The organism is Candidatus Cryptobacteroides sp., from assembly GCF_056207615.1.
The window spans coordinates 1-7,168 of sequence record NZ_JBAEER010000127.1 but is presented as its reverse complement, the minus strand read 5'-3'; the positions used below and the strand labels follow the sequence as shown (position 1 = coordinate 7,168).

The following is a 7,168-nucleotide window of genomic DNA, read 5'->3' as shown; positions in this document are numbered from 1 at the left end:
GACAGGAGAGTCTGGCTTGAGCCTTGACCTGAGCTCCTCCTCGCTCGAAATGCTGAAGTTTCCGTCCTTGTCCTGGATCCTCGAAATGAACGAGTTGCCCATGAACTTGTCGATTGCGATCTTGTAGAACTCTATACCCTTGCGGAGAGCGGAATTTGTGATCTTTGCGCTGTGGTATGAGTAGATGTCGCTGAGCTCGCCGCTTGAGTGGCGGAGGTCGTTGAGGATCTGGAGACCTTTCATCATCTTCTGGATGGTGAAAGGGGAGAGGAGATTATAGTTGATGCAGTCGAGTTTCTCGCTGTCCTTCCTGCCGTCGCGCTTCGGCCATTTCTGGGCATCGCGTATGGTTCCCACGCTCCTGAGGTTGACTCCAGGTACGAGGTAGGTGGTGTTCTTGCTCTCGATGAGGTACGAGAATGGAAGGTTGCTGGTGTCTGAGTGGCTCACGTGGCGACCCATGACGAGCGAGAATGCTCCGATCTTCGATGGCCAGAGCACATAAGAGTCAGAAGCGGTCTTCGCGCCTCTCTCGAGCGTACCCTGATGGATAGGGCCGAGCTTGTACATATGGTTGCTCTGGTTCGAACCGGAACCGGCGTTCATGAACGAGAACATACCTGCGATGAGCAGGGTGCTCTTGTGGTGGGTCACGGTGAAAGGACCGGCGAACACGGCGCAAGCCTCTCCGTTCTCTCCCTGGCAGTTGCAGAAGAAGAGCGAATCGCTGGCAGAGTATCCGTGTCCGAACTTACATGCCTGTCCGATGAAGCAGCGTGTCATCATCGCGCCGTCCTCTATCGAGCTGCCGCTGCAGACGATGAAGTCCTCGCATACTACTCCGTGTCCGATCTCCACCGGAGCCTCAGCCTTCGATGAGATGGTTCCGTTCTTGAGCCTTGAGGCTCCTTCCACGGTGGCGTTGTCGCCTATCTTGACGTCGAGTATGGCCTGGGTGTTCACGATCATGACATCGTTGCCGATGGTGCCGACGCTTGATCTTACAGAATCTACGTATGCTGCTACGAGTTCGTCGAGCTTCGCGTTGAATTCAGGGCGGTGACGGTAGAGGGCCGACATGTAAGCCTGGTGGGAGGTGAGCTTGTCGAACATGGTCACTTCGCGGCCGCCGGTCTCGTTGAGCACGGATACCTGCACTCCGTTTCCGAAGGTGCTCTCACCGTCCACTGCGATGATGCCGACATTCTCGATGTAGCAGCCGTCGCCGATGACGTAGTTGGCGATGTAATTGTGGACTCCGGCGATATAGCAGCCGTTTCCTACGGTGACGTTGTGGAGGCTTGCGTCCTTGATGCAAGCGTGCCTCTTCATTCCTCCGGTGAGGCTGAACACCTTGTCGGTGGAGCCGAGGCAGATGTCTCCGCTGAACTGTACGTTACGGACGTATGCTGGGTCGAAGCCGTCAGCCACCTTTACCTTTGCCCAGTCCTCTGCCGAGCATCCTGCAGCCTGAAGCGCTGCGATCTCGCTTTCCGCGAGCTGTCTGTATGTGTTCATTCTAAGATATTATTCGACTGTTACACTCTTTGCAAGGTTTCTCGGCATATCCACGTTGAGACCCTTGGCCACTGCCACGTGGTACGCGAGCATCTGGAGCGGAAGCACGGTGAGGAGAGGGGAGAAGCAGTTGCTTACCTCAGGAACCTCTACGACTTCCTCGACCATGTTCTTCACGGTCACGTCACCTTCGGTCACGATCGCGAGTATGCGGCCCTTCCTTGCGATGACTTCCTGCATGTTGCTGACGATCTTCTGATAGAGACCATAGTGGGTTGCGATGAATACCACAGGCATGTCCTCGTCCACGAGGGCGATAGGGCCATGCTTCATCTCCGCTGCAGGGTAGCCCTCCGCATGGATGTAGCTGATCTCCTTGAGCTTGAGCGAACCCTCGAGAGCGACAGGGTAGTTTACGCCGCGGCCGAGGTAGAGCATGTTGTGGACATTGGCGTATTTCTGCGCGATGGTCTTGATCTTCTCGTCCTGGGCGAGCACCTTCTCCATTTTCTCCGGAATTCCGGCGAGTTCATCGATGAGGCTTGCGTATTCGTTGTCGCTGATCGTGCCCTTCTCCTTTGCGAGTGCGAGCGCGAGCATCGAGAGTACCATCACCTGGCCGGTGAATGCCTTGGTGCTGGCGACTCCGATCTCCGGTCCGACGTGGATGTATGTTCCCGTATCCGTATTCCTTGATATGCTGCTGCCGACGGCGTTCACGATTCCGTACACGAGTGCGCCGCGCTGCGATGCGAGCTGGATGGCTGCGAGGGTGTCGGCAGTCTCTCCGCTCTGGGAGATGGCGATGACCACGTCCTTCTCGTCCACGACTGGGTCGCTATACCTGAACTCGCTTGCGTATGCTACCTCGACAGGGATGCGGCAGAACTGCTCGATGAGCTGCTTGCCGATGAGGCCTGCGTGCCATGAGGTTCCGCAGCTGACGATCACTATCCTGCGCGCTCCGAGGAGCTCCTCCCTGTGCTCGGTGACAGCGCTGAGCACTATCCTGCGTCCTCCGAGCACTATCCTTCCGCGCATGCAGTCCCTGATGCACTGAGGCTGGTCGTGGATTTCCTTCTGCATGAAGTGTGGGTAGCCGCCCTTGTCGAGCATGCTGAGGTCAAGCTTCACGTTCTTCACGTTGACTTCCACCTCGTCATTGCTGAGCGTGAGAACCTGGAGCTCTTCGCCCCTGGTGCAAACGGCGAGCTGCTCGTCGCTGAGGTATACCATCTTGCTGGTGTATTCCGCGATAGGGGAGGCATCGCTGGCGATGAAGAACTCGCAGTTTCCCTCTCCGACTCCGATCACGAGCGGGCTGCTCTTTCGGGCTGCGACGAGGGTGTCAGGGTTCTGGTTGTCGATCACCACGATCGCATAGGCTCCGATGACCTTGTTGAGGGCGAGGCGGACAGAGTCGACGACTCCCGTGCCCTGGGTATCCATGATGTATTCTATGAGCTGGACGAGCACTTCGGTGTCGGTCTCGCTCCTGAAGTGGTAACCCTTGGCCCTGAGCTGGTCACGAAGGGTAGAGTAGTTCTCGATGATTCCGTTGTGGACGAGGGTGAGACGGCCGCTTTCCGAGATGTGGGGATGGGCGTTGTTCTCTGTAGGGAGTCCGTGGGTGGCCCATCTTGTGTGGGCGATTCCGAGGCTTCCCTCTCTGCTCTTGCCTCTGGTGGATGCCTCGAGGTCTGATACCTTTCCCTGGGCCTTGTAGATGTTAAGTTTTGATTTTTCGTCGAGAAGTGCGACTCCTGCCGAGTCGTATCCGCGATACTCCAACCTGTGGAGTCCTTTGATTAGGATAGGATATGCTTCACGATATCCTGTGTATCCTACAATTCCGCACATTTTTCTGTAGTTTTACAAATAGACTCGGCAAATATATAAAACTTTCTGTTATTTTCGTATAATTTGTTTTCCGATTTTTTGAGGTACATTTGCCGCATGAAATCACTCAAGGAACTATATAAAATAGGTAAAGGCCCCTCTAGCAGCCATACAATGGGGCCGCATAAGGCTGCGGAAATGTTCAGGTCACGCCATCCCGAGGCGGAGTCGTTCGAGGTCACTCTCTACGGCAGTCTCGCGGCAACGGGCAAAGGCCATCTCACCGATGCGGCGATCGAGTCCGTACTTGGCAATGTGAACATAATCTGGCAGCCGGAGATCGTGCTTCCTTACCACACCAACGGAATGAAGTTCGTCGCCGTCGATTCCGAAGGACGCAGGAGTGAGGACTGGATTGTATATAGCGTAGGTGGCGGTGCCCTTTCCGAAGGAACGGCGAACGACGTGTTCAGCAGTACCCCTGACATCTACAAGCTCGAGACTCTCGAGGACATCATGGACTGGTGCCGCGATACCGGTCGCTCGTACTGGGAGTATGTGGACGAATGCGAGGATGATGACGTCTGGGACTATCTCCACGAAGTGTGGAGCGTCATGAAGCAGTCCGTCGAGAACGGCCTTGAGAACGAGGGCGTGCTTCCTGGACCTCTCCATCTTTCCAGGAAAGCATCCAAGTATTACATAAAGTCTACCGGCTACAAGAACAATCTCCAGAGCAGGGCGCTCGTGTTCGCGTATGCGCTGGCCGTCTCCGAGGAGAATGCCGGCGGCGGCACCATCGTCACGGCTCCTACCTGCGGCTCATGCGGAGTGCTTCCGGGCGTGCTCTACCATCTCCAGAAGACGAGGGATTTCAGCGACAAGAAGATGCTCCATGCTCTCGCAACTGCAGGCATCATAGGAAACGTGGTCAAGACCAATGCGTCGATCTCAGGCGCGGAGGTGGGTTGCCAGGGCGAGGTCGGGGTTGCATGCGCAATGGCGTCTGCGGCTACCTGCCAGCTTTTCGGCGGAACTGTCAGTCAGATCGAGTACGCTGCGGAAATGGGACTTGAGCACCATCTCGGAATGACCTGTGATCCGGTGTGCGGTCTCGTGCAGATTCCGTGTATCGAGAGAAATGCCTTCGCGGCGGCCCGTGCGTTGGATTCCAACATATATGCGACCTTCTCCGACGGTGTCCATAGCGTCAGCTTCGACGAGGTCGTGCAGGTCATGAAGCAGACGGGACACGACCTCCCATCGCTTTACAAGGAAACCAGTACAGGTGGCCTTGCAATGCACTATTCCCACAATAAGAGGAAATAAATCCTATATCTTCTGATAGGCGACGCGCTCTGCGCCGCTTTCGATGTGGATGATGCCGCAGTAGCGGAAGCCGGCCTTCTCGAGGCAGTGCTTCATCGCGGCATTGTCCTCATGCGTGTCCGCACGTAGGTTCCTGATCTGGCTCCAGCACCATTCGAAGCACTCCGCAGCTATGCCTTTGACTCCGCGAACTCCTGCGATACGGTGTATCGTGCCATAGGGGAGAGTATCCTCGATCCATTGTCCGCCCTCTATCTCGAGGTAGGTCGGATCCACGCCGAGGATGAAGGAAAACGCCCCGACGATCTCGCCGTCTTTTTCCATTACATAGGATACCCCGCGATCGATTTCTCCCCTCATCTTCTCTTCCGAAGGATACCCTTCGGGCCATTGGTTGAGGTTCCCGCTTTCGATCTGTCTGAGTCTTCCGTCGTGTAATATTTCGAGAATTTTCGGAAGATCGCCTATTTTGCTGCGTCGAATGGTCATGATTGGAACATTTAATGGCACAAATGTACACTTTTTGTCGCCCTTTTCGTTATTTTAAAATTTTTTAATTATCTTTGTCGTGATTGTTGGGTCGTCGTAAATGCTTGTTGTTGAAGTAGTTGTGTTTATCTGGCAATCCGTATTTTTAAGTATTATTGACGGAATCGCGTAAAAGTGATACCGATTTTGCTATATGGGTTACGGTTTGTAATCCATCTAGTGTGTTTTATAATGAAATTGTAATTTCAATATCAATTTTTTTAATAATTATCGCCCAATGAAAAAGGCTAGACTTTTTTTGACAGTGCTTGCGATGCTCATGGTCTCGGCTGTGGCTTTTGCCCAGAACAAGACCATCAAGGGTACCGTAATCGCTGAAGATGACGGAATGCCCGCAATCGGTGCTTCCGTTTTCGTGAAAGGCAATACCAAGCTTGGTACTGTCACTGATCTGGACGGTAAATTCAGCCTGAGCGTACCGAGCTCCGCAAAGGAGATCGTCGTCTCATTCCTGGGTTATCTCGATCAGACTGTCGCAATCCAGCCTGAAATGACCATCACACTCAAGCCGGACTCTGAGATGCTTGAGCAGGTTGTCGTAACAGGTATGCAGAAGATGGACAGACGCCTCTTCACAGGATCTACCACAAAGGTGGATGCATCAGAGTCACAGATCAACGGTATGGCAGATATCAGCCGCTCCCTCGAAGGTAGGGCAGCCGGTGTGTCAGTCCAGAACGTGTCAGGTACTTTCGGTACCGCTCCTAAGATCCGTGTCCGTGGTGCTACTTCAATCTATGGTTCATCAAAACCTCTCTGGGTCGTTGATGGCGTGATCATGGAAGATGTTGTCGACGTCAGCGCCGACCAGCTTTCTTCCGGTGATGCCAACACCCTTATCTCTTCTGCGATCGCAGGTCTCAACTCTGACGATATCGAGAGCTTCGACATCCTCAAGGACGGTTCTGCGACTTCCATCTACGGTGCACGTGCGATGGCCGGTGTCATCGTCGTTACCACCAAGAAGGGTAAGTCAGGTTCTACTAGGGTCAACTATACCGGTGAGCTCACCATGCGTCTGAAGCCTAACTACAGGACCTTCAACATCATGAACTCACAGGACCAGATGGAAATCTACCAGGAACTCGAGCAGAAGGGTTACCTTACCTACGCTTCTACCGCGAATGCTTCATCCAGCGGTGTGTATGGTAAGATGTACCAGCTCATCGGCCAGTACGACAAGAGTCAGGGTCAGTTCGGTCTCGTGAACACTCCTGAGGCTCGCGCAGAGTACCTCCGCGCAGCAGAGTACAGGAACACCGACTGGTTCGGAATGCTCTTCTCTCTCGCACCTCAGCACAATCACTCACTCAGTGCTTCAGGTGGTACAGACAAGGGTACATACTATGCTTCACTCTCAATCATGGACGATCCAGGTTGGACTCAGCAGTCGAAGGTAAGGCGTTACACCGCCAACCTCAACACTTCTTACAAGTTCCTCGACCAGCTTACCTTCAACCTCATCTCGAACGCGTCATATCGTAACCAGCGCGCTCCTGGAACCCTCGGTCAGACTACCGACGTCGTTTCCGGTGAGGTAAAGCGTGATTTCGATATCAACCCTTACTCTTACGCGCTCAACACTTCACGTGCTCTCGACCCACACGAGTTCTACACTCGTAACTATGCAAAGTTCAACATCATGCATGAGCTCGACAACAACTACATCGACCTCAACGTGACTGACTTCCGTATCCAGGGCGAGCTCAAGTGGAACCCATTCAAGAGTCTCGAGCTCAGCGCCATCGGTGCAGCGAAGTATACCCATACTTCACAGGAGCACTACATCCTTGATGATTCGAACCAGGCTCTCGCATACCGCGAGATGAGCACTTCGACCATCCGTAATGCGAACCCTTACCTCTACACCGATCCTGATAACCCTTACGCACTCCCTGTATCGGTTCTCCCTGTCGGTGGTATCTACGAGCGT

Annotated in this window: 5 protein-coding genes; 2 read left to right on the top strand and 3 right to left on the bottom strand. The window is 53.9% G+C overall.

What is annotated here, in order from left to right; translation table 11 throughout:
• Together AC06ND_RS07515 and glmS are read right to left on the bottom strand one after the other, a co-directional pair.
• On the bottom strand, positions 1–1,518 hold a 1,518-nt coding region (locus tag AC06ND_RS07515), incomplete at its 3' end, for a DUF4954 family protein (RefSeq protein WP_475678372.1).
• 9 nt (positions 1,519–1,527) lie between these two features.
• On the bottom strand, positions 1,528–3,378 hold the full coding sequence (gene glmS / locus AC06ND_RS07510; protein ID WP_475678371.1) for a glutamine--fructose-6-phosphate transaminase (isomerizing): 1,851 nt from the start codon (positions 3,376–3,378) through the stop codon (positions 1,528–1,530).
• A 96-nt stretch (positions 3,379–3,474) separates the two neighbouring features.
• Between glmS and AC06ND_RS07505 the strand changes: the two genes are divergently transcribed.
• Complete coding sequence (locus AC06ND_RS07505; RefSeq protein WP_475678370.1) at positions 3,475–4,686, top strand: L-serine ammonia-lyase; 1,212 nt, start codon at positions 3,475–3,477, stop codon at positions 4,684–4,686.
• 3 nt (positions 4,687–4,689) lie between these two features.
• Here the strand turns inward: AC06ND_RS07505 and AC06ND_RS07500 are convergent, their stop codons facing one another.
• The gene (locus AC06ND_RS07500; protein ID WP_475678369.1) at positions 4,690–5,010 is read right to left on the bottom strand and encodes a GNAT family N-acetyltransferase; all 321 of its coding nucleotides are present in this window, start codon (positions 5,008–5,010) and stop codon (positions 4,690–4,692) included.
• A 442-nt stretch (positions 5,011–5,452) separates the two neighbouring features.
• On the opposite strand from AC06ND_RS07500, the gene AC06ND_RS07495 reads away from it, so the two are divergent.
• On the top strand, positions 5,453–7,168 hold a 1,716-nt coding region (locus AC06ND_RS07495; protein ID WP_475678368.1), incomplete at its 3' end, for a SusC/RagA family TonB-linked outer membrane protein.

Bases quoted from the DNA above. Each gene is read 5' to 3' on its own strand.
- AC06ND_RS07500 (WP_475678369.1), bottom strand. From the start codon at position 5,010: ATGGAAAAAGACGGCGAGATCGTCGGGGCGTTTTCCTTCATCCTCGGC.
- AC06ND_RS07505 (WP_475678370.1), top strand. From the start codon at position 3,475: ATGAAATCACTCAAGGAACTATATAAAATAGGTAAAGGCCCCTCTAGC.
- glmS (WP_475678371.1), bottom strand. From the start codon at position 3,378: ATGTGCGGAATTGTAGGATACACAGGATATCGTGAAGCATATCCTATC.